Source organism: Streptomyces kronopolitis, from assembly GCF_050953795.1.
Taxonomy (GTDB): domain Bacteria; phylum Actinomycetota; class Actinomycetes; order Streptomycetales; family Streptomycetaceae; genus Streptomyces; species Streptomyces kronopolitis_A.
Genome location: NZ_CP191850.1, coordinates 3,258,980 through 3,281,719, shown reverse-complemented (window position 1 = coordinate 3,281,719; position 22,740 = coordinate 3,258,980). Strand labels below are relative to the sequence as shown.

20 protein-coding genes are annotated in these 22,740 nt (G+C 72.8%); 15 read left to right on the top strand and 5 right to left on the bottom strand.

What is annotated here, in order from left to right; translation table 11 throughout:
• Nucleotides 1–49: 49 nt before the first annotated feature.
• From hutU to hutI, 4 genes are read left to right on the top strand one after another with little or no spacing between them, the layout of a single operon-like run.
• Nucleotides 50–1,720, top strand: a complete 1,671-nt coding sequence (hutU, locus tag ACQP17_RS14195) for a urocanate hydratase (protein ID WP_285506257.1) — start codon at nt 50–52, stop codon at nt 1,718–1,720.
• Nucleotides 1,717–2,955, top strand: coding sequence for an allantoate amidohydrolase (locus tag ACQP17_RS14190; protein ID WP_433856604.1), 1,239 nt, complete (start codon nt 1,717–1,719; stop codon nt 2,953–2,955). The genes hutU and ACQP17_RS14190 overlap by 4 nt, the downstream gene beginning before the upstream one ends.
• Complete coding sequence (locus ACQP17_RS14185; protein WP_433856603.1) at nt 2,946–4,304, top strand: formimidoylglutamate deiminase; 1,359 nt, start codon at nt 2,946–2,948, stop codon at nt 4,302–4,304. The genes ACQP17_RS14190 and ACQP17_RS14185 overlap by 10 nt, the downstream gene beginning before the upstream one ends.
• 17 nt (nt 4,305–4,321) lie before the next feature.
• On the top strand, nt 4,322–5,503 hold the full coding sequence (gene hutI, locus ACQP17_RS14180; protein ID WP_433856602.1) for an imidazolonepropionase: 1,182 nt from the start codon (nt 4,322–4,324) through the stop codon (nt 5,501–5,503).
• A gap of 137 nt (nt 5,504–5,640) precedes the next feature.
• Here hutI and ACQP17_RS14175 read toward each other — a convergent pair whose 3' ends face one another.
• On the bottom strand, nt 5,641–6,579 hold the full coding sequence (locus ACQP17_RS14175; protein ID WP_433856601.1) for an RNA polymerase sigma factor SigF: 939 nt from the start codon (nt 6,577–6,579) through the stop codon (nt 5,641–5,643).
• A gap of 261 nt (nt 6,580–6,840) precedes the next feature.
• Between ACQP17_RS14175 and ACQP17_RS14170 the strand changes: the two genes are divergently transcribed.
• From ACQP17_RS14170 to ACQP17_RS14145, 6 genes are all read left to right on the top strand, one after another.
• Nucleotides 6,841–7,209 carry an STAS domain-containing protein gene (locus ACQP17_RS14170; RefSeq protein ID WP_006605202.1) on the top strand — a complete coding sequence of 123 codons (369 nt, stop codon included), beginning with the start codon at nt 6,841–6,843 and terminating at the stop codon, nt 7,207–7,209.
• Nucleotides 7,210–7,379: 170 nt separating this feature from the next.
• Nucleotides 7,380–7,880: an ATP-binding protein gene (locus ACQP17_RS14165; protein ID WP_189102558.1), complete on the top strand. Its 501-nt coding sequence runs from the start codon at nt 7,380–7,382 to the stop codon at nt 7,878–7,880.
• A gap of 262 nt (nt 7,881–8,142) precedes the next feature.
• Nucleotides 8,143–8,883 carry an LPXTG cell wall anchor domain-containing protein gene (locus ACQP17_RS14160; RefSeq protein ID WP_433859907.1) on the top strand — a complete coding sequence of 247 codons (741 nt, stop codon included), beginning with the start codon at nt 8,143–8,145 and terminating at the stop codon, nt 8,881–8,883.
• Nucleotides 8,884–8,987: 104 nt separating this feature from the next.
• Nucleotides 8,988–9,986 carry a COG1470 family protein gene (locus ACQP17_RS14155; RefSeq protein ID WP_433856600.1) on the top strand — a complete coding sequence of 333 codons (999 nt, stop codon included), beginning with the start codon at nt 8,988–8,990 and terminating at the stop codon, nt 9,984–9,986.
• On the top strand, nt 9,983–11,116 hold the full coding sequence (locus ACQP17_RS14150) for a hypothetical protein (protein ID WP_433856599.1): 1,134 nt from the start codon (nt 9,983–9,985) through the stop codon (nt 11,114–11,116). The genes ACQP17_RS14155 and ACQP17_RS14150 overlap by 4 nt, the downstream gene beginning before the upstream one ends.
• Complete coding sequence (locus tag ACQP17_RS14145; protein ID WP_433856598.1) at nt 11,116–12,582, top strand: hypothetical protein; 1,467 nt, start codon at nt 11,116–11,118, stop codon at nt 12,580–12,582. The genes ACQP17_RS14150 and ACQP17_RS14145 overlap by 1 nt, the downstream gene beginning before the upstream one ends.
• Nucleotides 12,583–12,664: 82 nt before the next feature.
• On the opposite strand, the gene ACQP17_RS14140 is transcribed toward ACQP17_RS14145, so the two are convergent.
• A complete protein-coding gene (locus ACQP17_RS14140; protein ID WP_433856597.1) occupies nt 12,665–14,170 on the bottom strand; it encodes a peptide MFS transporter in 1,506 nt (501 codons plus the stop codon).
• Between the two features lie 511 nt (nt 14,171–14,681).
• Between ACQP17_RS14140 and ACQP17_RS14135 the strand changes: the two genes are divergently transcribed.
• Both ACQP17_RS14135 and ACQP17_RS14130 read left to right on the top strand, forming a co-directional pair.
• Nucleotides 14,682–15,362, top strand: coding sequence for a response regulator transcription factor (locus tag ACQP17_RS14135; RefSeq protein WP_006605209.1), 681 nt, complete (start codon nt 14,682–14,684; stop codon nt 15,360–15,362).
• Between the two features lie 6 nt (nt 15,363–15,368).
• Nucleotides 15,369–16,619 carry an ATP-binding protein gene (locus ACQP17_RS14130; protein WP_433856596.1) on the top strand — a complete coding sequence of 417 codons (1,251 nt, stop codon included), beginning with the start codon at nt 15,369–15,371 and terminating at the stop codon, nt 16,617–16,619.
• Between the two features lie 20 nt (nt 16,620–16,639).
• Here ACQP17_RS14130 and ACQP17_RS14125 read toward each other — a convergent pair whose 3' ends face one another.
• Together ACQP17_RS14125 and ACQP17_RS14120 are read right to left on the bottom strand one after the other, a co-directional pair.
• On the bottom strand, nt 16,640–17,149 hold the full coding sequence (locus tag ACQP17_RS14125) for a GtrA family protein (RefSeq protein ID WP_433856595.1): 510 nt from the start codon (nt 17,147–17,149) through the stop codon (nt 16,640–16,642).
• Between the two features lie 133 nt (nt 17,150–17,282).
• A complete protein-coding gene (locus ACQP17_RS14120) occupies nt 17,283–17,720 on the bottom strand; it encodes a protease inhibitor I42 family protein (RefSeq protein WP_433856594.1) in 438 nt (145 codons plus the stop codon).
• A gap of 184 nt (nt 17,721–17,904) precedes the next feature.
• On the opposite strand from ACQP17_RS14120, the gene ACQP17_RS14115 reads away from it, so the two are divergent.
• Genes ACQP17_RS14115 through ACQP17_RS14105 form a run of 3 tightly spaced genes read left to right on the top strand, consistent with a single transcriptional unit; the run spans nt 17,905 to nt 20,803 of the window.
• On the top strand, nt 17,905–19,041 hold the full coding sequence (locus tag ACQP17_RS14115) for a 5-(carboxyamino)imidazole ribonucleotide synthase (protein ID WP_364878456.1): 1,137 nt from the start codon (nt 17,905–17,907) through the stop codon (nt 19,039–19,041).
• Nucleotides 19,038–19,634 (top strand): 5-(carboxyamino)imidazole ribonucleotide mutase, encoded by a 597-nt coding sequence (gene purE, locus ACQP17_RS14110; RefSeq protein WP_433856593.1) that lies wholly within the window; start codon nt 19,038–19,040, stop codon nt 19,632–19,634. Before ACQP17_RS14115 ends, purE begins: the two co-directional genes overlap by 4 nt.
• Nucleotides 19,631–20,803, top strand: a complete 1,173-nt coding sequence (locus tag ACQP17_RS14105; protein WP_433856592.1) for a dipeptidase — start codon at nt 19,631–19,633, stop codon at nt 20,801–20,803. Before purE ends, ACQP17_RS14105 begins: the two co-directional genes overlap by 4 nt.
• A gap of 462 nt (nt 20,804–21,265) precedes the next feature.
• Here the strand turns inward: ACQP17_RS14105 and ACQP17_RS14100 are convergent, their stop codons facing one another.
• Nucleotides 21,266–22,606 (bottom strand): UDP-glucose dehydrogenase family protein, encoded by a 1,341-nt coding sequence (locus tag ACQP17_RS14100; protein ID WP_433856591.1) that lies wholly within the window; start codon nt 22,604–22,606, stop codon nt 21,266–21,268.
• Between the last annotated feature and the right edge of the window lie 134 nt (nt 22,607–22,740).

The window sequence follows — 22,740 nt, the reverse complement described above, 5'->3', positions numbered from 1 at the left end:
ATCAGTATGTGAATAGCTCAATCCATTCGACGTCAGGGAGGCACGGCCCATGTCGGGACCGCGACCCGTGCGGGCACCGCGCGGTACGGAGCTGAGTGCTCGGGGATGGCAGCAGGAAGCCGCGCTGCGCATGCTGCAGAACAACCTCGATCCGGAGGTGGCCGAACACCCGGACCAGCTCGTCGTCTACGGCGGTACGGGCAAGGCGGCGCGTGACTGGCGCTCCTTCGACGCGATGGTGCGCACGCTCACCACGCTCAAGCAGGACGAGACGATGCTCGTCCAGTCCGGCCGGCCGGTCGGCGTGATGCAGACCCACGAGTGGGCGCCGCGGGTGCTCATCGCCAACTCCAACCTCGTCGGCGACTGGGCCAACTGGGAGGAGTTCCGCCGCCTGGAGGCCCTCGGCCTGACCATGTACGGGCAGATGACCGCCGGTTCGTGGATCTACATCGGCACCCAGGGCATCCTCCAGGGCACGTACGAGACCTTCGCGGCCGTCGCGGCGAAGAAGTTCGGCGGCACGCTGGCCGGGACGATCACGCTCACCGCCGGCCTCGGCGGCATGGGCGGCGCCCAGCCGCTCGCCGTCACGATGAACGACGGCGTCGCGATCTGCATCGACGTCGACCCGCGCGCCATCGAGCGCCGCATCGAGCACCGCTACCTGGATGTGCGGGCGGACAGCCTCAAGCACGCCCTGGAACTCGCCGTCGAGGCCCGCGACCGGCGCAAGCCGCTGTCCATCGGCCTGCTCGGCAACGCCGCCGAGCTGCTGCCGCAGATGCTCGCCGAGGGCGCGCCGATCGACATCGTCACCGACCAGACCAGCGCCCACGACCCGCTGGCCTACCTCCCGGTCGGCATCGACTTCGACGACATGGCCGCCTACGCCGCCGCGAAGCCCGCCGACTTCACCCAGCGGGCCCGCGAGTCGATGGCCCGGCACGTCGAGGCCATGGTCGGCTTCATGGACGCCGGCGCGGAGGTCTTCGACTACGGCAACTCGATCCGCGGCGAGGCGCAACTCGCCGGATACGAGCGGGCCTTCGCCTTCCCCGGCTTCGTCCCCGCCTACATCCGCCCGCTGTTCGCCGAGGGCAAGGGGCCGTTCCGCTGGGCCGCGCTGTCCGGCGACGCCCGGGACATCGCCGCCACCGACAAGGCGATCCTGGACCTCTTCCCGGAGAACGAGTCGCTGGCCCGCTGGATCAAGCTGGCCGGTGAACGCGTCCACTTCCAGGGCCTGCCCGCCCGTATCTGCTGGCTCGGCTACGGCGAGCGCGACAAGGCCGGTGAGCGCTTCAACGAGATGGTCGCCGACGGCACGCTCAAGGCCCCGCTGGCCATCGGCCGTGACCACCTCGACTGCGGCTCCGTCGCCTCGCCCTACCGCGAGACCGAGGCCATGAAGGACGGCTCGGACGCGATCGCCGACTGGCCGCTGCTCAACGCCATGGTCAACGTCGCCTCGGGCGCCTCCTGGGTTTCGCTGCACCACGGCGGCGGCGTCGGCATGGGCCGCTCGATCCACGCCGGCCAGGTCACCGTCGCCGACGGCACGCCGCTGGCCGGCGAGAAGATCCGCCGGGTGCTCACCAACGACCCCGGCATGGGCGTCATCCGGCACGTCGACGCGGGCTACGAGCGCGCCGACGAGGTGGCCGCCGAGCGCGGGGTCCGCATCCCGATGCGCGAGGGCGAAGGCGAGGGCGCGTGACCGCCTCGTTCCACGAGATGTGGGAGGAGCTGCGGCCGCTGGGCCGCGACTCCTCCTCGGGGGGCTACCGCCGCTACGCCTGGACCGGGGCCGACGCCGACTGCCGCGCGTGGTTCCGGGCCCAGGCCGAGGCCCGCGGGCTCGCCTACGAGCGGGACCGCAACGGCAACCAGTGGGCCTGGCTCGGCGCCACCGGCTACCAGGAGGTGGCCCCCGGCGACGCCGTCGTCACCGGCTCCCACCTGGACTCCGTGCCGGACGGCGGCGCCTTCGACGGCCCGCTGGGCGTCGTCTCCTCCTTCGCCGCGCTGGACGAACTCCGCCGGAGGGGAGCGGAGTTCGACAAGCCGCTGGCGATCGTCAACTTCGGTGACGAGGAAGGCGCCCGTTTCGGCCTGGCCTGCGTCGGCTCCCGGCTCGCCGCCGGCGCGCTGACCACCGAGGCCGCGCACCGGCTGCGCGACGGCGACGGCATCGGCCTCCCGCAGGCCATGGAGCGCGCCGGATACGACCCCGACGCCATCGGGCCGGACCCCGAACGACTCGCCCGGATCGGCGCGTTCGTCGAACTCCACGTCGAGCAGGGGCGCGCCCTGGACCTGTCCGGCGACCCGGTCGGCATCGCCTCCGCCATCTGGCCGCACGGCCGCTGGCGGTTCGACTTCCGGGGCGAGGCCAACCATGCCGGCACCACCCGACTGGAGGACCGCCGCGACCCGATGCTCAGCTACGCCGCGACCGTGCTCGCCGCGCGGGAACAGGCCCGGCTGGCCGGCGCCCTGGCCACCTTCGGGAAGATCAGCGTGGAGCCGAACGGGGTCAACGCCATCCCCTCGCTGGTGCGCGGCTGGCTGGACTCCCGGGCGGCCGACCAGGACACCCTGGACACCGTGATCACCGGGATCGAGCAGGCGGCCGCCGAGCGCGCCGCCCGCGACGGCGTGGACCTGAGCGTCGTCCGGGAATCCTTCACGCCCGTCGTGGAGTTCCAGCACGCCCTGCGGGACGAGCTGAGCGCGATCCTCGGCAAGGGGCGGGAGCGGGCCGTGCCCGTGCTGGGCACCGGCGCCGGGCACGACGCCGGTATTTTGTCCGGGACCGTCCCCACCGCCATGCTGTTCGTACGCAACCCCACCGGGGTGTCGCACTCACCCGCCGAAGCGGCGGCGGAGGACGACTGCGCCGCCGGGGTCACCGCACTCGCCGACGTACTGGAGGGGCTGGCGTGCCGCTGACGACGCAGGCCACACCGACGACCTACTGGCTCGAACACGCCTGGCTCGACACGCACGTCGAGCCGGGCGTGGCCGTGGACGTCGCGGACGGGCGGATCACGGCCGTCCGCACCGGCGTCGACACCCCGCCGCCCGGCGCCACCACGCTGCGCGGGCTGACCCTGCCCGGTCTGGCCAACGCCCACTCGCACGCCTTCCACCGCGCCCTGCGCGGCACCGTGCAGGTCGGCACCGGCACCTTCTGGACCTGGCGCGAGGTGATGTACGGCGTCGCCGACAAGCTCACCCCCGACACCTATTACGCCCTCGCCCGCGCCGTCTACGCCGAGATGGCGCTGGCCGGCATCACCTGCGTCGGCGAATTCCACTACCTCCACCACGCGCCCGGCGGCACCCGCTACAGCGACCCCAACGCCATGGGCGAGGCGCTGCTCGCGGCCGCCGCCGACGCCGGTATCCGCATCACCCTCCTCGACACCGCCTACCTCTCGGCCGGCTTCGGGGCCCCGCCCAACCACCACCAGCTGCGCTTCTCCGACGGCACCGCCGAGAGCTGGGCCCAGCGCGCCGACGCCCTCAAGGAGGGCCACGACCACGCCCGCATCGGCGCCGCCGTCCACTCCGTACGCGCCGTGCCCGCCGCCCAGCTCGCCACCGTCGCCGAATGGGCCGCCGGGCGGCAGGCGCCCCTGCACGTCCACCTCTCCGAGCAGACCGCCGAGAACGACGCCTGCCACGAGGCCCACGGCCGCACCCCCACCCAACTGCTGTCCGAGCACGGGGTGCTGGGCCCGCGGACCACGGCCGTGCACGCCACCCACCTCACCGGCGAGGACGTCGAGCTGCTCGGCGACTCCGGCACCGGCGTGTGCATGTGCCCCACCACCGAACGCGACCTGGCCGACGGCATCGGCCCGGCCGCCCGCCTCCAGGGCCGCGGCAGCACGCTGTCCCTCGGCAGCGACAGCCACGCCGTCATCGACCTGCTCGAAGAGGCCCGCGCCATGGAGCTGGACGAACGGCTGCGCACCCGAAGGCGCGGGCACTGGACGGCCGCCGCCCTGCTGCGCGCCGCGACCGCCGACGGCCACGCGGCCCTCGGCTGGCAGGACGCCGGCGCACTGCGCGCCGGCGCGCTCGCCGACCTCACGACGATCGCACTGGACTCCGTACGCACCGCCGGACCACTGCCCCGGCTGGGCGCCGAGACGGCGGTATTCGCCGCCTCCGCCGCGGACGTGCGACACACCATCGTCGGCGGGCGGCAGATCGTCCGCGACGGCGTGCACACTCTTCTCGCCGACGTGCCCACCGCCCTGGCAGAGTCCATCGCCGCCGTACGCGGCTGAAGGAGAACACCCCCGCGATGACGACGAACTCCACGCCGACCACCGCCCTCACCCACATCTCCCAGCTGGTCACCAACGACCCCTCCCTCGGTGAAGGCCCCCTCGGTCTGATCCAGGACGCGGCGGTCGTCATCGACGGCGACCGCATCGCCTGGGTCGGTTCCACCAGCAAAGCACCCGCCACTGACAACGCCGTCGACGCCGCCGGCCGGGCCGCCGTCCCCGGCTTCGTCGACTCCCACTCCCACCTGGTCTTCGCCGGCGACCGCACCGCGGAGTTCAACGCCCGGATGTCCGGCCGTCCTTACTCCGCCGGCGGCATCCGCACCACCGTCGCCGCCACCCGCGCCGCCTCCGACGAGGCCCTGCACGCCAACGTCGCCCGCTACCTCGCCGAGGCGCTCCGCCAGGGCACCACCACCCAGGAGACCAAGTCCGGCTACGGCCTGACCGTCGAGGACGAGGCCCGCGCCCTGCGCATCGCCGCCGCGCACACCGACGAGGTCACCTTCCTCGGCGCCCACATCGTGTCGCCCGACTACGCCGACGACCCGGCCGGCTACGTCGACCTCGTCACCGGCCCGATGCTGGACGCCTGCGCCCCGCACGCCCGGTGGGTCGACGTCTTCTGCGAGAAGGGCGCCTTCGACGGCGACCAGGCCCGGGCCGTCCTCACCGCGGGCAAGGCCAAGGGACTGGTGCCGCGGGTGCACGCCAACCAGCTCGGTCACGGCCCCGGCGTCCAGCTCGCCGTCGAGGTCGGCGCGGCCTCCGCGGACCACTGCACCCACCTCAGCGCCGCCGACATCGACGCCCTCGCCCAGTCCGACACGGTCGCCACCCTGCTCCCCGGCGCCGAGTTCTCCACCCGCGCCACGTGGCCCGACGCCCGCCCGCTGCTCGACGCGGGCGCCACGGTCGCGCTGTCCACGGACTGCAATCCCGGCTCGTCCTTCACGAGTTCGATGCCGTTCTGCATCGCGCTCGCGGTCCGCGACATGGGGATGACCCCCGACGAGGCGGTGTGGGCGGCGACCGCGGGCGGCGCGCGTGCCCTGCGGCGTACGGACATCGGCCGGATCGCCCCCGGCGCCCGCGCCGACCTGGCGCTGCTGGACGCGCCCTCGCACGTCCACCTCGCCTACCGGCCGGGCGTCCCGCTGGTGTCGGCCGTGTGGCACAAGGGCGTCCTGGTCTGACGGCCACCGGCCGCCCGGCCACCGGCCGCCCGGCGCACGGCGACGCGAAGGAGGGCCCGTCCCGAACATCCCCGGGGCGGGCCCTCCTTCGCGCGGGCGGCCGTCGGTCGTGGGCGACCGGCGGTGACCGCGGTGGCTCACTCGTCGATCATCAGGCCCTTGCGCAGCTTCCCCAGCGTGCGCGAGAGCAGACGGGAGACGTGCATCTGGGAGATGCCCAGCTCCTCGCCGATCTCGGACTGCGTCATGTTGGCGACGAAGCGCAGCGAGAGGATCTTCCGGTCGCGCGGCGGGAGTTCGGCGATCAGCGGCTTGAGGGACTCCACGTACTCGATGCCCTCGAGACCGTGGTCCTCGTAGCCGATGCGGTCGGCCAGCGCGCCTTCGCTGTCGTCCTCCTCGGGCTGGGCGTCCAGCGAGCTCGCGGTGTACGCGTTGCTCGCGGCCATGCCCTCGACGACCTCGTCACGGCTGATGTCGAGGCGCTCGGCGAGCTCCTGCACGGTGGGCGCGCGATCCAGCTTCTGCGCCAGCTCGTCGCCCGCCTTGGCGAGGTCGAGCCGCAGCTCCTGCAGACGGCGCGGTACGCGCACCGACCAGCTCGTGTCACGGAAGAAACGCTTGATCTCGCCGATGATGGTCGGCATGGCGAACGTCGGGAACTCGACGCCGCGGCTCAGCTCGAAGCGGTCGATCGCCTTGATCAGGCCGATCGTGCCGACCTGGACGATGTCCTCCATGGGCTCGCTGCGGGAACGGAACCGGGAGGCCGCGAACTTCACCAGGGCGAGATTGAGCTCGACCAGCGTGTTCCGGACGTAGGCGAATTCGTGGGTGCCTTCCTCGAGCGTTTCGAACCGCTCGAAGAGGGTCTTGGACAGAGCCCTCGCGTCCACCGGGCCCACCTCGTCGAACGGCGGGATCTCGGGCAGACCGTCGATCTCAGGCTCTTCTGCGAGTTCTGATTCAGCAGGGAGCAGCTGGGAAGGGATAAGCCCGGTCGGGTCGGACGGGGTTGTCGACGAAGCGGGCTGCCGGTGGTCGTCGGTACGCAATTCGTCGAGCCGGGGTGACATGGTCTCCTCCATCGTTCTCGGCATATGGCTGCCGATGCCTCTACACGAAGCTGCGGTGTGCGGCGCCTCCAAAGCCGGCCGTGTTGGATGTGTGCTTCTACGCCTACCTGGCTTTACGTGAAGATGGCAAGTGCGTGGTGTCCGTATATTGGGCAATATGCGGATTGTTCCGGCTACCGGCGCGCGTCCGGAAGGCGTAAGGTTCGACAAGCGCAGTCGTAAGCAAACAGTCGTCTAGACAGCAATGAGGGGTGCGCACGCATGGACCGCGGGACGGTCGGCAGTGCAAGCCGGGGCCGGCTTCATGTCGAGATCCGCCATCACGGCGCCAGCGCAGTGGTGACGGTCGCGGGTGAGCTCGATCACCACACCGCGGATCTGTTGCGTGAATCACTGGAGGGGTGTGTGGACGACGGGTATGCACGCTTGGTGGTGGACTGCTCACCCCTTGAGTTCATGGACTCCACCGGACTCAACGTGCTGCTCGGCGCGCGCCTGAAGGCGGAGGCCGAAGGGGGCGCGGTCCATCTGGCCGGCATGCAGCCGGTGGTGGCCCGGGTCTTCGAGATCACCGGGGCGGAAGCGGTCTTCACGGTGCATGACTCCCTCGACGCGGCTCTGACCGACTGACGTGACGCGGTGTCCGGAACCATGCATTCCGGGCACGTAGTCCGTGTCACAACTTCCGTACCCAAGAAGTGGGTGTTCTCACGGTCCGGTCGGGCAGGAGACATCTGAATCCGTTGAATCAGTCAGCATCTGTTTTCCGTGAACAGGCGAATCGGTGAGGTGAAGCGCTGATGAGCACCACCCGGCCGTACCCGCCGGGCGATCTCGGCCCGGAGCCGGGCAGCGCCGGCGCTTCCGCCGCCCCGGCTCCCGCCACTCCGGCGGGCCAGGTCCGCCGGCTGCGTCTGGCGGGCACCCGGGGCGCCGTGGCGCGCGGCCGTGACTTCGCCCGGCAGGCCCTGCACGACTGGGGCTGGCTGCCGGCCGTCGGCGCCGATCAGCGTGCCGCGGCCGAGGACGTGCTGCTCGTCGTCTCCGAACTGGTCACCAACGCCTGCCTGCATGCCGAAGGCCCCGAGGAGCTGCGGCTGCGCTGCACCGCCAAAGTGCTGCATCTGGAGGTCAGCGACCTCGGTGCGGGCTCGCCGGCGCCGCGCAGCCCGCACCGTCCGGGCCGCCCCGGCGGGCACGGCATGTTCATCGTGCAGCGGCTGTGCCTGGACTGGGGCGTGGTGCGCAACGCCGATGGCACGGGCAAGACCGTCTGGGCGGAGCTCGCCGCGCCGTCCTAGACGCCGGTGTCGCCACAAAAGCGCTGAGCGCGGGCCTGCGGGCCCGCGCTTCGTCGTGTGCGGGATCCCTCCGTTCGGTGCTTCCCTCGGCCCTCCGTGGCCGCCCGGCGGGGCCGGAATTCCCCGTCGCCACGGGCCCGTAGCCGATCGGGGCTGCCCTGTGCCTTCCCTCGGCAGGGTCCCCGGCGTACCTTGAGCGCCGAATCTGATGTGCCGTCAGTAACATCCGGCGGTGCGTTCACCGGGAGAAGGGGAACTCGAGGTGGCCCGCTTCCACGAACAGCACGGCAGGCGCCCGGGCCGGGCCGCCGGCCTCGCCGCGGCGGCGGCGCTCGCGGCGGGGACCGCGGTGATGCTCACCGCCCCGGCCGCCCACGCCGCGGTCATCGACGTCAACTACCAGTGCAAAACGCCGATCGGGAACAAGGGCGCGGTCTCGCCCATCGACATCAAGGGCACCCCTTCCGGCGGGGGGTACAAGCTGGTGATGTCCTTCCGGAAGGGCGTCTCCTCCAGCCCCGTCGAGCTGGGCAAGGGCGCCATGAAGCCGAGTGCGCTGATCACTCTCGGCGGCGCGGAGAGCGGGACGGTGCCGGTCGCCGGGCCGCCCAACGACACGGCCATTCCGGCCAACACCCCCATCAAGATCAGTGACTTGAGCGGCACGTACACGCCCAAGGGCAGCGGCAAGGTCACCTTCACGGCGGGCACGCTCACCATCAAGGCGCTGGGCACCACGACCACCTGCACCCCGAGCAACCACCCCGAGCCCTCGCTGACCCTGGACGTGAAGGGAAGCGGCGGTTCCGCACAGGGTGCCGGTGGTTCCGGCGGTGCCGCGCAGGGCGGCGGTGCGGCCACGGGCGGGGGCTCCTCCGGCGCCCGGCTGCCGCAGACCGGACCCGCGGACTCCGCCGTGGCGCTGGGCACCCTCGGCGGCACGGTGCTGCTGGCCGGTGCGGCCGGCGTGCTCTGGCTGACCCGGCGCCACCAGCGGGCCTGACACCGCGCGCGGGCGCCAGGACCCGCGCGGCGCACCCCCGTTCCGTACGCCCGCGTGCCCGGCCGGCACGCGGGGGCACCCCCTCGTACCCGCAGGAGCCGCCGATGCCGTTCCGTCTCCGTACAGCGGTCGGCGGCGCGACCCTCGCCACCGCCGCCGTGCTGCTGTGTCCCGCCGCGGCAGTGGCCCGGCCGGCCGCCGCACCGGCACCACCGGGCTGGTCCGCCGCCCCCGACCCGGGGGCCGGCGCCGCCCCGGGCGCCCCGGACCGCCCGTTCTTCTACCTGGAGGGCGCGCCGGGCACCGTCCGGGTCGACCGGCTGTCCCTGAGCAACCCCACCGGCCACGCCCTCTCCGTACGGCTGCGCGGCGCCGGCTCCGGTGCCGGCGCGTGGCTCACGCCGGCCTCGAACGAGGTGCGGATCCCGCCGCACACCCGGGCGGGCGTCCCGTTCACGGTGACCGTCCCGCGCGACGCGGCCCCCGGCGAGCGCGCCGGCACGCTGCTCGCCACCGGCGTGGGCAAAGGGGCCGGGCGGCGGATATCCGTACCGCTCCATCTGCGGGTGACCGGGCCGGAGTTGTCCGCGCTGACCGTCGAGAAGGTGTCGGTGCGGCGCGCGGGCGGTGCGGCGCTCATCCGGTACACGCTGGTCAACCGCGGCACCACGGTGCTCAGGCCGCGGATCGCGGTGCGGGCCGACGGGCTCTTCGGCCCGCTGCTGCGGCGGGCCGCGCGTGCGCAGCCCGCGGCGCTGGCGCCCGGCCGGGCCGTCGATCTGACCGAGACCTGGTCCGGTCCGCCCGCCCTGGACGCGGTGGAGGTCCGGCTCACCGCGACCGCCGCGGGCGGGGCGCACGACGCCGCCACCGCCTCGTACAGCGCGGTCCCCCGGGGCGTTCTGGCCGCGCCGCTGCCGCTGCTCGCGGCGGGCGCGGGCGGTCTGGTGGTCCTGCGCCGGCGAGGCCGCGGCACGGGCACGGGCGGGAGCCGGGGCGAGGGAGCCGCCCCGGGGCCGGACGGCGGAACGCTGCCCGGTGGGGACGAACCGGCGGACGCGGCCCCCGTCCTGGCGGGCACCGGACCGGGAGCGCGCGCGTGAACGGCCGGACGGGTGCGCGCCGGAGCGCGGCCGCCGGCCCGGCCCGCGCCGGTACGCGGCGAGTCCGCACGCGGGGGCGCGCGGTGGCCGCGCTCGCCCTGTGCGCGGCGCTGGCCTGGGGCCTTCCGCCCACCGCCGGCGCCGCCGACGGCACGCCGGTCGTCCGGCTCTCCGCCAAGGAGGCCGGCAAGGGCGGCAGCCTCACCGTCACCGGCCACGGCTGGCGGCCCCGGGCGCTGCTCACGCTGCTGATCTGCGGGCAGAACATGATCGGCGGCAGCAACTCCTGCGCCAACGCCGACGGCCGGGCCGTCACCACCGACGCCCACGGCGCCTTCCACGGAAAGCTCCCGGTGGCCGAGCCGCCCAAGCCCTGCCCGTGCGTGGTGCATGTGGCGACCGTGACCGGCGCGGCGGCAGCGGCGGATGTGCCCTTCGCGGTGGCGGGCCACCCGGTGGCACCGCTGCCCCGGGAGGCCACCGCCGGCCGGCTGGCGGTGCTCAGCCCGCCCCGGCTGGCGGGCAGCAGCAACCTGCTGACCTGGTTCGGCGCCCCGGCACAGCGCGAACTGACCCTCACCGTCGGCAATCTCGGCACGACGCCGGCCCGGGACCCGGTCTTCCGGGTCGGTACCTCGCACGGCGTCTTCGCGCCCAAGTGGGAGGAGCAGCAGTGGCGGGGCACCGTCCCCGCCGGGAAGAAGGCGCGCATCACGCTGCCGGTCGAGCTGCCGGCCGGCGCGCACGGGGACTACCTGGTCTCCCTCGCCCACGGCGGCCGGACCCTGGTCGAGCAGCCCTGGGGGGTCGGCCGCCCGTGGGGCGTGACGCTCTTCTGGGTGCTGCTGTGCGTGGTGATCCCGACGGCGGTGTTCCGCACCGGGATGGCGCTCGTGGACCGGGTCCGTCCGCACCGGCCGGCCCCGGGCGGCACGCACGCCGCCGGCCGGCCGTCCGGCACCCGCGCCCGGCTCCGCACCAAGGACCGCACGAACCGCACCGCGCACGACGACTCCCCGGACGGCCCCGGCATGCCGGGTGACTCCGGGGGGCTGCCGTGGTTCAGCCCGGACACCGCACCGTCCACCACCACATCAACCGAACGCCCGACGTCGAAAGGTTCTGCGTGATGAGGCAACGGAGGAGAGCGGCGGTGGCCTCGGCGGCCGCGCTGGTGCTCGCGGGGGCGGGCATCATGACCGCGGCCGGGACCGCCCAGGCGGCGGAGGTCTCGTACAAGACGGAGTGTCTGCCGCCGCCGATATCGGGGCTGCCGCCGATCGAGGGGACCACCAAGGTCGCCGTCAGCGCGCCCGCGACGGCCAAGGTCGGCGACGAGATCGAGGTGGTCTGGAAGACGCTGGAGGGGGCCTCGAAGAACCCCGACATCCTCGATCTGGGCGAGAACACGGTCCAGCCCACCGGCACGGTCAAGGTGGCCGGGGCGCAGACCGGTGACCTGGCGATGGAGGGGCCGCGGCAGAATCCGCCCATCCCCAAGGGCGGTGCGATGAAGCTGTCCGACATGAAGGGCAAGCTGAAGCTGACCAAGGCCGGTGAGGTCACCCTCGCGCCCGGCTTCTACAACATCAACGTCAACAAGCCGATCTCGACGGACACCAAGTGCTCGCCCAAGGAGACCGTCAAGCCCGCGGTCACCGTCAAGGTGACCGACGGCGGGGGCACCTCTGGCGGCACGACCGGCGGCGCCACGTCCGGCACGACGGGCGGCTCCACCGCGGGCACCTCGGGCGGTTCCACGGCCGGTACCTCCGGCGGGACGACGGCCGGCACCTCCGGCGGGAGCACGGCCGGGACGACGTCGGGCACCTCGGGCGGCGGCACCAGCGCCGGCACCTCAGGTGGCGCGGCGGCCGGCGGCACGAGCGCCGGCGGCAGCACGTCCGGCGGCTCCGGCGGCGACCCCGACGGCACCGCGTACAAGGGCAAGCAGGTGCAGGTCCCCTACGCCTGCAAGACGCCCATCGGGGACAAGAAGGCGACCTCGCCGGTCCAGATCAACGCCGTGAAGAAGGGCGGCGGTTACGACCTGACGGTGAAGTTCGCCAAGTCCGTGATGGACAGCCCGGCGGACATCCCCGCGGGCTCGGTCAAGCCGTCCATGGACGTCAAGGTCGCGGGCGCGGACAAGGGCTCGGTCAAGGTCGCGGGACCGGCCAACGCCGGCCCGATCAAGTCGGGTCAGCCGATCGCGATCCCCGATCTGACGGGCAACTACAAGCCGGGCGCCAGCGGCAAGACCACGCTGACGCCGGGCGTGCTCACCGTCAACGCTCTCGGGACGACCACCACCTGCACCCCGGAGAAGGACCCGGGGGCCTCGCTCACCCTGGACACCGCCGCGCAGCAGGGCGGCACCTCCGGCGGCACCTCGGGCGGCGCGGCGGCCTCCGGGGGCGGCACGGCGGGAGCGGCCGGCACCTCGGGCTCCGGCGGCGCCGCCGGCGGCCTCGCCGAGACCGGCGCGAGTGACCACGGCGGGCTGACGGCGCTGGGCCTGATCGCCGGGACGGCCATCCTGCTGGGCGGGGCGGTCTTCACGTTCCTGCCGCGGCGCCGGGCGCGCCTGCGCTGACGCGGCACGTCCACGGGACGCACGAAGGGGGCGTCGCACCGTCGGTGCGACGCCCCCTTCCGCTGTGCGGGGCCGGCAGGCGTCAGTTGACGCTGCCCATCAGCTCCTTGACCCGCTTGCGGTACATCCAGATGCCGACACCGGCGATGACCGCGATGAGGGCCTCGACGGTGACCGAGACGGAGTTGTTCAGGTCGACGTTCAGCTGCGGCGACGTCAGCAGACCGGAGACCGAGTCGCCCGCGGTGACCGCGAGGAACCAGACACCCATCATCTGGGAGCTGTACTTGGCGGGCGCCATCTTCGTGGTGACCGACAGGCCGACCGGGGACAGGCACAGCTCACCGACGGTCTGGATGAAGTAGATCGCCACCAGCCACATCGGGCTGACCCGGCCGCCGTCCGACGCCGTGTCGAGCAGCGGCAGGAGGAAGACGGCGAAGGAGATGCCGATCAGGGTGAGGCTGGAGGCGAACTTGACGGCGGTGCTGGGCTCCTTGCCGCGCTTGTTCAGCCACAGCCACGCCGAGGCGACCACCGGGGCGAGCGCCATGATGAAGATCGGGTTCAGCGACTGGTACCAGGACGTCGGGAAGTGGAATCCCAGCAGGTCGTTGGTGGTGGAGTTCTCGCCGAAGATCGACAGCGTCGAGCCGTTCTGGTCGTAGATCATCCAGAAGACGGCGGCGACCACGAAGAACCAGATGTAGCCCGAGAGCTTGGACTGCTCCAGCTCCGTGACCTCCTTGTCGCGCTTCATGCGGACGAGGACGGCGATCGGGATGACCAGACCGGCGATGGTGATCGGCATCAGCGCCCAGTCGGCGAAGTTCCCGGTCACGCCGAGCAGGGTGTAGAAGACGGCCGCGACGACCAGCCAGATCAGGCCCTTGCGCAGCACGGACGCCTTCTCCTCGGGCGTGGCGGGCTGGGCGACGACGCTGCTCTCCGCGCTCAGGTGGCGGGTGCCGAGCAGGAACTGGCCGAGGCCCAGCGCCATGCCGATGGCGGCGAGCGTGAAGCCGAAGTGCCAGTTGACGCTCTCGCCGACGGTGCCGATGGACAGCGGGGCGAGGAAGGCGCCGAGGTTGATGCCGATGTAGAAGAGCGTGAAGCCGCCGTCCCGGCGGGGGTCCTGCGGGCCGTCGTAGAGGTGGCCGACCATCGTGGAGATGTTGGCCTTCAGCAGGCCGGAGCCGAGCGCGACCAGGACGAGACCGGCGAAGAACGTCGCCGCGGTGGGGAGGGCGAGCGTGATGTGCCCCGCGATGACGACACCGGCGCCGATGGCGACGGTCTTGCGCGGTCCCCAGAAGCGGTCGGCCATCCAGCCGCCCGGCAGGGCGAGCAGGTAGACCATCGCCATGTACACGGAGTAGATCGCCGTGGCCGTGGTGGCCTGCATGTGCATGCCGCCGGGGGCGATCAGGTACAGCGGGAGCAGGGCTTTCATGCCGTAGAAGCTGAAGCGCTCCCACATCTCGGTCATGAAGAGAGTGGCCAGTCCGCGCGGATGGCCGAAGAAGGTCTTGCCGCCGTCCGCAGGGTTCCCCTGCTGGGCCGCGTCCTTCGTCAGGCTGGACGCCATGGATGCTTCCTTGCTGCTACGGGACGCGTTCGCAGGCGATACGCGCCCGGGTGGGGGTTGACCGGCACCGGTGGCGCGACGTCCGCCCCCACGCCCGGGAGGTTCGGCTCCCCGCGAGGGGCCGGCAGGACGGTCGTACCCCGGCGTCCACGCCCCCCGAAGTGCAAGTGCGCGGCGGACCCGGTCGGCAGGTCGATCGTTGTGTGTCAGGGCCGGTGATACCGGCCCGGCACGCAACGGGGGGCCGGTGACGTCAGTTGGGAGTCATCGGCCCGGCGGTGGTGCCGTGGACGTCGCCACACCATACGTCTGCTTCCGGCGCGGTTGGGCGGCGTGAGACAACGGTCACATCCCCCCCGGGAACCATGGGCGTCGCCCGGAGCGCCCGCGCGCCCTCGCGCGCGCCCGCGCCGGCGCAGCTCACGGCGCCAACGGCGCAGTCATGGGTCCGCCGTGGGCCATCCGCGCTGGTCCGCCCCTCGGCGCGGATACATCGGACTACCATCGGCCCATGACCCGTGTACTGCTCGCCGAGGATGACGCGTCCATCTCGGAGCCGCTCGCCCGCGCACTGCGCCGCGAGGGTTACGAAGTCGAGGTCCGCGAGGACGGCCCGACGGCGCTCGACGCCGGTCTCCAGGGAAACATCGACCTCGTCGTCCTGGACCTGGGGCTGCCCGGCATGGACGGCCTGGAGGTCGCCCGCCGGCTGCGCAACGAAGGCCATTCCTTCCCCGTCCTGGTGCTGACCGCCCGCGCCGACGAGGTGGACACCGTCGTCGGCCTGGACGCCGGCGCCGACGACTATGTCACCAAGCCCTTCCGGCTCGCCGAACTCCTCGCCCGCGTACGGGCCCTGCTGCGCCGCGGCTCCACCGCCGAGCCCCAGCAGCCGCCGGCCACCCACGGCGTCCGGATCGACGTCGAGTCGCACCGCGCCTGGATGGGTGAGGAGGAACTCCAGCTCACGGCGAAGGAGTTCGATCTGCTGCGGGTCCTGGTGCGGGACGCCGGCCGGGTGGTCACCCGCGACCAGCTGATGCGCGAGGTCTGGGACACCACCTGGTGGTCGTCCACCAAGACGCTCGACATGCACATCTCCTGGCTGCGCAAGAAGCTCGGGGACGACGCCGCCAACCCCCGCTACATCGCCACCGTCCGCGGAGTCGGCTTCCGCTTCGAGAAGAGCTAGGGGCCCGTGCGCCGCCGCCTGATCAACTCCACGCTCGCCGTGGTGCTCGTCGTGATCGCCGTCTTCGGCGTCTCCTTGGTGATCGTCGAGACCCGCACCATCCAGTCCGGTGCGCAGGAGAGCGTGGCCTCGGAGGCGGTCCGGCTGGTCGGGATAGTGGAGAGCCGGCTGGGCAGCGGCGAGAAGATCACCCCGGGCATCCTCTCCGAGCAGATCACCGCCAAGCGGCACGCCGAGATCAAGGTGCCCGGCAAGGCGCCCATCGAGATCGGCCACCGCCCCTCGGGCGATGTGATCGCCTCCTCCGTGCGCGGTGACCGCGGGGAGTCCGTCACGGTCCAGGAGTCCCGCTCCACGGTCAGCGCGGAGATCGGCCGGACCCTGCTCATCATCCTGGCGGTGGCGCTGCTGGCGATCATCGCCGCCGTCATCCTGGCCATCCGCCAGGGCCGCCGGCTGACCGCGCCGCTCACCGACCTCGCGGAGACCGCCGAACGGCTCGGCTCCGGCGACCCCCGCCCGCGCCACCGCCGCTACGGCGTGCAGGAACTGGACCGGGTCGCCGATGTGCTGGACGCCAGTGCCGAGCGGATCGCCCGGATGCTGACCGCCGAGCGGCGGCTGGCCGCGGACGCCTCCCACCAGCTGCGGACCCCGCTGACCGCGCTGTCGATGCGGCTGGAGGAGATCACCCTCACCGACGATCCGGACACCGTGAAGGAAGAGGCCACCATCGCGCTGGCGCAGGTGGAGCGGCTGACGGACGTCGTCCAGCGACTGCTGACCAACTCCCGCGACCCGCGCAGCGGCTCGGCGGTCGCCTTCGACCTGGACGAGGTGGTCAAGCAGCAGATCGAGGAGTGGCGGCCGGCCTACCGCAGCGCCGGGCGGGCCATCGTGCGCTCCGGCAGGAAGAGCCTGCGGGCCGTCGGCACGCCGGGCGCGGTCGCCCAGGTGATGGCCACCCTCATCGAGAACTCACTGATGCACGGTGACGGAACGGTCGCGCTGCGTACCCGCGTCACCGGCAACCAGGCCGTCGTCGAGGTCACCGACGCCGGTCCCGGCGTCCCGCCCGACCTGGGCTCACGGGTCTTCGAGCGGACCGTCTCCGGCCGCAACTCCACCGGGCTGGGACTGGCCGTGGCCCGCGATCTGGCGGAGGCGGACGGCGGGCGCCTGGAGCTGCTCCAGCAGCATCCGCCGGTCTTCGCGCTGTTCCTGGCCCGGGAGCAGGAGCCCGCCGCCGAGGACTAGGCCGCGCGGCCGCCCGTGGGCTACCTCCTGGAGGCGCTGCGCGGGCGCTGCGAGCCGTCGGTGAGGAAGGACTCGGCGGTCTCCACGGCCTCGCGCGCGGGCAGCGTCCGGAAGACCCAGGTGCGGTAGGACCAGAAGCGGAAGAGCGTGGCGACGGCGATGCCGAGGAACTTGAAGACGTTGCTCTGCAGCGGGGAGTCCCAGTCGAAGCCGTAGGTCGCGATGTAGAGCACACCGTTCTCGATGACCAGGCCGACGACGCTGAACAGCAGGAAGAGCGTCAGCTCCTTGGTACGGCCCTGCTTGTCGCGGTCGCGGTAGGTGAAGTAGCGATACCCCAGGTAGTTGGTCCCGGTCGCCACGACGGTCGCCACGATGCTGGCCCGCACGACGGGCACCTCGGTCAGGTGCCGGACGAGGTTGAACACCGCGAAGTTGACCACGACGCCCGCGCCGCCGACCGCGCCGAACTTCACCAGTTCCCGGGTGAGCGCCTCCAGCCTCGACCGCAGTGCGCTCCGTTCACTCATGGTGATCGTTCAGCTCCCCGTCGTGGGCGGTGTCCGCGGCCGTCAACGCTGGCTCGCTCCCTCATGCTAACCACGGCCCGACGGCGCCGCCCGCCACCCGGCGACTCCGCACGCACCGCCGCGCGCGAAGCGGTCAGCCCACCGTCACCCGGAAGTTGAGGCTCCGGGCGCCCGGCTCGTCGGCCGCGCCGGTGCCGCAGCGCCGGCAGCGCAGCAGCCGTAAGTCCGTACGGCCCGGGCGGACGGCGCGGAAGCCGAGGCGGCGGACGCGGCCCGAGCCGGCCCGTGCGCCGCCGGGGACCGTCCGGGAGCCGGCGGCCCGCAGGACGGCCGGGTCGGGGCGGGGGTCGGCGATGATCCAGCGGTAGCCGCCGGCGGCCTCGCCGTCCTCGTCGTCGACCTGGACGCTGAAGCGGTCGCCGGGGGAGACCACGATCTCGCTGTCGTCCGCGTCGTAGATCCGTGGCGCGGACAGCTGGCTGAAAACCGAGTGCAGGGCGATCAGCAGCGTGGCGATCGCGAGGGCGATCACCAGCGTCCGCGGGCCCCTGGCTATGCCGCTGTTCTCCATCCGGCCTCCCCCTCGCCGGGCCCGCTGCGGGCGCCGGCCGTGCCCGCCGGCCCGGGAGTCGGGGCCGGCGGCGGTGCTCTGTCGGCGATCTTCGAACGTGCGAACTCAGAGGATCATCCAAGCCGGGGTCGGGGCCGCGGCGCCGTACGGATACCCTGGGGGCGTGACGTTCCCGGTAGTCGGCATGGTCGGCGGCGGCCAGCTCGCCCGTATGACCCACGAGGCGGGTATCCCCCTCGGCATCAGATTCAAGCTCCTCAGCGACACCCCGCAGGACTCGGCGGCTCAGGTGGTCGGTGATGTCGTCATCGGCGACTACCGCGATCTGGACACCCTGCGGGAGTTCGCGCGTGGCTGCGATGTGATCACTTTCGATCACGAGCATGTCCCCACCGAGCATCTACGGGCCCTGGAGGCCGACGGGATCCCCGTCCGGCCCGGCCCCGATGCGCTGGTGCACGCCCAGGACAAGGGCGTGATGCGCGAGAAGCTGCAAGCGATCGGCGCGCCCTGTCCGCGCCACCGCCTCGTCTCCGACCCCGAGGACGTCGAGCGCTTCGCGGCGGAGCTCGGTGGCGGGCAGGCGCCGGACGGCTTCCCGGTGGTCCTCAAGACCGTCCGCGGCGGCTATGACGGCAAGGGCGTCTGGGTGGTGCGATCCTCCAAAGAGGCCGCCGAGCCGTTCCGTGCCGGGGTGCCCGTCCTCGCGGAGGAGAAGGTCGATTTCGTCCGCGAACTGGCGGCCAACATCGTCCGCTCGCCGCACGGCCAGGCCGTGGCCTACCCGGTCGTGGAGTCCGTCCAGGTCGACGGCGTCTGCGACACGGTGATCGCCCCGGCACCCGGCCTCGACGAGGAACTCGCCGGCCAGGCCCAGCAGCTGGCGCTGCGGATCGCCCGGGAACTGGGCGTCGTCGGCCATCTGGCCGTCGAGCTCTTCGAGACCGCGGACGGCCGGATCCTGGTCAACGAGCTGGCCATGCGCCCGCACAATTCCGGCCACTGGACCCAGGACGGCGCGATCACCTCGCAGTTCGCCAACCACGTCCGTGCCGTGCTCGACCTCCCGCTGGGCGATCCGCGTCCGCGCGCCCCCTGGACGGTCATGGCCAATGTGCTCGGCGGCGACTACCCCGACATGTACCACGCGTACCTCCACTGCATGGCGCGGGACCCGCAGTTGAAGATCCATATGTACGGCAAGGACGTGAAGCCCGGCCGTAAGGTCGGACACGTCAACACCTACGGCGACGACCTGGCCGACGTGCGCGAGCGCGCCGCGCACGCCGCCGGCTACCTGCGAGGAACGATCACCGAATGACGTCCAGCCCGTCGCCCGACACCCGTCCCGCACCGGCCACCGGCGCCGCCTCGTCCGCGGCGCCCGGCGGCCCGCTCATCGGCATCGTCATGGGCTCCGACTCCGACTGGCCCGTCATGGAGGCCGCGGCCAAGGCCCTCGACGAGTTCGAGATCCCCTACGAGGTCGACGTCGTCTCGGCGCACCGCATGCCGCGCGAGATGATCGCGTACGGCGAGGAGGCGGCCGGCCGCGGGCTGAAGGCGATCATCGCGGGCGCCGGCGGCGCGGCCCACCTCCCCGGGATGCTCGCCTCGGTCACCCCGCTCCCGGTCATCGGCGTCCCCGTCCCGCTCAAGTACCTGGACGGCATGGACTCCCTGCTGTCCATCGTGCAGATGCCGGCCGGCGTCCCGGTCGCCACCGTCTCGGTCGGCGGCGCCCGCAACGCCGGGCTGCTCGCCGCCCGGATCCTCGCCACCGCGGACACCGAACTCCTCGGCCGGATGCGCGAGTTCCAGCAGGAGCTGAACGACCAGGCCACCGAGAAGGGCAAGCGGCTGCGCAACAAGGTCGCCTCCCCGGACGGCTTCGGCTTCGGGGGCGGCCGGTGAGCCCCTCCCTGGACGCCGCCCGGGATCTGCTCGCCCGCTGGCCCGTCGTCGACGGCCACAACGACCTGCCCTGGGCGCTGCGCGAGCAGGTCCGCTACGACCTCGACCGGCGCGACATCGCCACCGACCAGTCCGCGCATCTGCACACCGACCTGCCGCGGCTGCGGGCCGGCGGCGTCGGCGCGCAGTTCTGGTCGGTGTACGTCCGCGCCGACTACGCGGGCGACCGGGCCGTCAGCGCGACCCTCGAACAGATCGATGTGGTGCGCGAGCTGCTCGCCCGCCACCCCCGCGAGCTGCGCGCCGCGCACACCGCCGACGAGATGGAGGCGGCCCGCGCCGAGGGCCGGATCGCCTCCCTCATGGGCGCCGAGGGCGGCCACTCCATCAACAACTCGCTGGCCACCCTGCGCGCGCTGTACCGGCTGGGTGTGCGCTACATGACGCTCACCCACAACGACACCATCGACTGGGCGGACTCCGCGACCGACGAGCCGCGCCACAACGGGCTGTCGGCCTTCGGTGAGGAGGTCGTCCGGGAGATGAACCGCTGCGGGATGCTGGTCGACCTCTCGCACGTCTCGGCCGACACCATGCGTGACGCGCTGCGCGTCAGCACCGCGCCGGTGATCTTCTCGCACTCCTCCGCCCGCGCCGTCTGCGACCATCCGCGCAACATCCCCGACGACGTGCTGGCGCAGCTGCCCGCCAACGGCGGTGTCGCGATGGCCACCTTCGTGCCGAAGTTCGTGCTGCCCGCGGCCGTCGAGTGGACCCGGCGGGCCGACGAGAACATGCGGGCCCACGGGCTGCACCACCTCGACACCACCGAGGAGGGCATGCGCGTCCACCGCGACTTCGAGGCCGCCCACCCCCGCCCGAAGGCCACCGCGGCCACCGTCGCCGACCACCTCGACCACATGCGGGAGGTCGCGGGCGTCGACCACATCGGCATCGGCGGCGACTTCGACGGCACCGCCTTCACCCCCGACGACCTGGCCGACGTCGCGGGCTACCCGCACCTGATCGCCGAACTCCTGGACCGCAAGTGGTCCGAGGCGGATCTGGCCAAGCTCACCTGGCAGAACGCGGTGCGGGTGCTCCGCGCGGCGGAGGACGTGGCCCGAGCCGAACAGTTGCTGCGCGGGCCGTCGCACGCCTGTCTCTGACGCCGCACGTTGCGCTTGCGCGTGGCGGGCCGCACGATTTCGGCTTTCCCGCCGTGTTGGTTGTCTCGCCGTTGCGCCTGCGGCGGGCTGTTGTCGCTGCGCTGGCTGTTCGGCTGCGGGATCGGCCCTCCGGACTCCGTCCTGCGGTCCGCCCCCTCCCGTTGGGGGTGGAGGAAGACCGGTGGGGGCGGGCCTCGTTCCCCGACTGCCCGCGGTCGAGGGCCGGGGTCGTCGACCGCCACGGCATCCGCACGGGCATCGCCCGACTGCTCGCAGTCGAGGGCCGGTGCCTGCCCCCACCGGCCTCTTCCCACCCACTCACGGGAGGGGCCGCGCCGCAGGACGGAGTCCGGAGGAGCGGCACCGCACCCGACACACAACGCCCGCCGCAGGCGCAACGACGAGAAGCCCCAACGGTGGGTCAGCCGAATTCGTGGGGCGTGCCGCGCGCAGGCGCAGTGGTCAGGCCTTCGGCCTGCCCAGGGCCCGGTACGTCCAGCCCGCCTTGCGCCAGAGTTCGGGGTCGAGGGCGTTGCGGCCGTCCAGGATGCGGCGTTCGGCGACCACGTCGCCCAACGTGGCCGGGTCCAGTTCGCGGAACTCGCGCCACTCCGTGAGGTGGAGCACGACATCGGCGCCGCGTACCGCGTCCAGGGCGGTGTCGGCGTACGCCAGCGTCGGGAAGACGCGCCGCGCGTTCTCCATGCCCTTCGGGTCGTAGACCGTCACCTGGCCGCCCTGGAGGTGGATCTGGCCGGCGACGTTGAGGGCGGGGGAGTCGCGGACGTCGTCCGAGTCCGGCTTGAAGGTCGCGCCCAGGACGGCGACCCGCTTGCCCAGGAAGCCGCCGCCGACCGCGTTGCGGGTCAGCTCGACCATGTGGCCGCGGCGGCGCATGTTGATCGAGTCGATCTCGCGCAGGAACGTCAGCGCCTGGTCGGCGCCGAGTTCACCGGCGCGCGCCATGAAGGCCCGCAGGTCCTTGGGCAGGCAGCCGCCGCCGAAGCCGATGCCGGCCCGCAGGAACTTCTTGCCGATCCGCTCGTCGTGCCCGATGGCCTCGGCCAGCTTCACCACGTCCCCGTCGGCCGCCTCGCAGACCTCCGCCATCGCGTTGATGAAGGAGATCTTCGTGGCCAGGAAGGAGTTGGCGGAGGTCTTCACCAGCTCGGAGGTCGGGTAGTCCATGACGATGAAGGGGGAGCCCTCGGCGATCGGTGTGGCGTACACCTCGCGCAGCAGCTCCTCGCCCCGCTCGCCGGCCACGCCCACCACGATCCGGTCCGGGTGCAGGGTGTCCCGGACGGCGAAGCCCTCGCGCAGGAACTCCGGGTTCCAGGCCAGCTCCACCTCCGCGCCGGCCGGGGCGGCCGCGGCCAGCCGCTCGGCGAGCCGGGCCGCGCTGCCCACCGGCACCGTCGACTTGCCGACCACCAGGGCCGGCCGGGACAGATGCGGGGCCAGCGCGTCGAAGGCGCTCTCCACGTACGTCATGTCACAGGCGTACTCACCGTGCTTCTGCGGGGTGTTCACGCAGACGAAGTGGACATCGCCGAAGGCGCCGGCCTCCTCGTAGGAGGTGGTGAAGCGCAGCCGCCCGCTCGCCCCCTCGATCCCGGCGACATGGCGGCGCAGCAGCTCCTCCAGGCCGGGCTCGTACATCGGGACCTCGCCCCGCTGCAGCATCTCGATCTTCTCGGGGACCACGTCGAGCCCCAGCACCTCGAAGCCCAGCTCGGCCATGGCCGCGGCGTGGGTGGCGCCGAGGTAGCCGGTGCCGATCACGGTGATCTTGAGGGCCATGGATGCTCCAAACAAGCGGGGCGGCGCGGGCGCCGGCATGCAGGGTGGTGGTCGGTGCGACGGGCGGGCAGGGAATTGGCGCTGACCGAGCATAGTCGGGCGCGGAAGGGGGCACTCCAGCCGCTCGCCCCGCC

Excerpts from the sequence above, each read along its gene's own strand:
- ACQP17_RS14145 (WP_433856598.1), top strand. The coding sequence starts at position 11,116 with ATGAGGCAACGGAGGAGAGCGGCGGTGGCCTCGGCGGCCGCGCTGGTG.
- ACQP17_RS14140 (WP_433856597.1), bottom strand. The coding sequence starts at position 14,170 with ATGGCGTCCAGCCTGACGAAGGACGCGGCCCAGCAGGGGAACCCTGCG.
- ACQP17_RS14115 (WP_364878456.1), top strand. The coding sequence starts at position 17,905 with ATGGTCGGCGGCGGCCAGCTCGCCCGTATGACCCACGAGGCGGGTATC.
- ACQP17_RS14155 (WP_433856600.1), top strand. The coding sequence starts at position 8,988 with ATGCCGTTCCGTCTCCGTACAGCGGTCGGCGGCGCGACCCTCGCCACC.
- purE (WP_433856593.1), top strand. The coding sequence starts at position 19,038 with ATGACGTCCAGCCCGTCGCCCGACACCCGTCCCGCACCGGCCACCGGC.
- hutU (WP_285506257.1), top strand. The coding sequence starts at position 50 with ATGTCGGGACCGCGACCCGTGCGGGCACCGCGCGGTACGGAGCTGAGT.
- ACQP17_RS14100 (WP_433856591.1), bottom strand. The coding sequence starts at position 22,606 with ATGGCCCTCAAGATCACCGTGATCGGCACCGGCTACCTCGGCGCCACC.
- ACQP17_RS14170 (WP_006605202.1), top strand. The coding sequence starts at position 6,841 with ATGGACCGCGGGACGGTCGGCAGTGCAAGCCGGGGCCGGCTTCATGTC.
- ACQP17_RS14120 (WP_433856594.1), bottom strand. The coding sequence starts at position 17,720 with ATGGAGAACAGCGGCATAGCCAGGGGCCCGCGGACGCTGGTGATCGCC.
- ACQP17_RS14135 (WP_006605209.1), top strand. The coding sequence starts at position 14,682 with ATGACCCGTGTACTGCTCGCCGAGGATGACGCGTCCATCTCGGAGCCG.
- ACQP17_RS14125 (WP_433856595.1), bottom strand. The coding sequence starts at position 17,149 with ATGAGTGAACGGAGCGCACTGCGGTCGAGGCTGGAGGCGCTCACCCGG.
- ACQP17_RS14175 (WP_433856601.1), bottom strand. The coding sequence starts at position 6,579 with ATGTCACCCCGGCTCGACGAATTGCGTACCGACGACCACCGGCAGCCC.
- ACQP17_RS14165 (WP_189102558.1), top strand. The coding sequence starts at position 7,380 with ATGAGCACCACCCGGCCGTACCCGCCGGGCGATCTCGGCCCGGAGCCG.
- hutI (WP_433856602.1), top strand. The coding sequence starts at position 4,322 with ATGACGACGAACTCCACGCCGACCACCGCCCTCACCCACATCTCCCAG.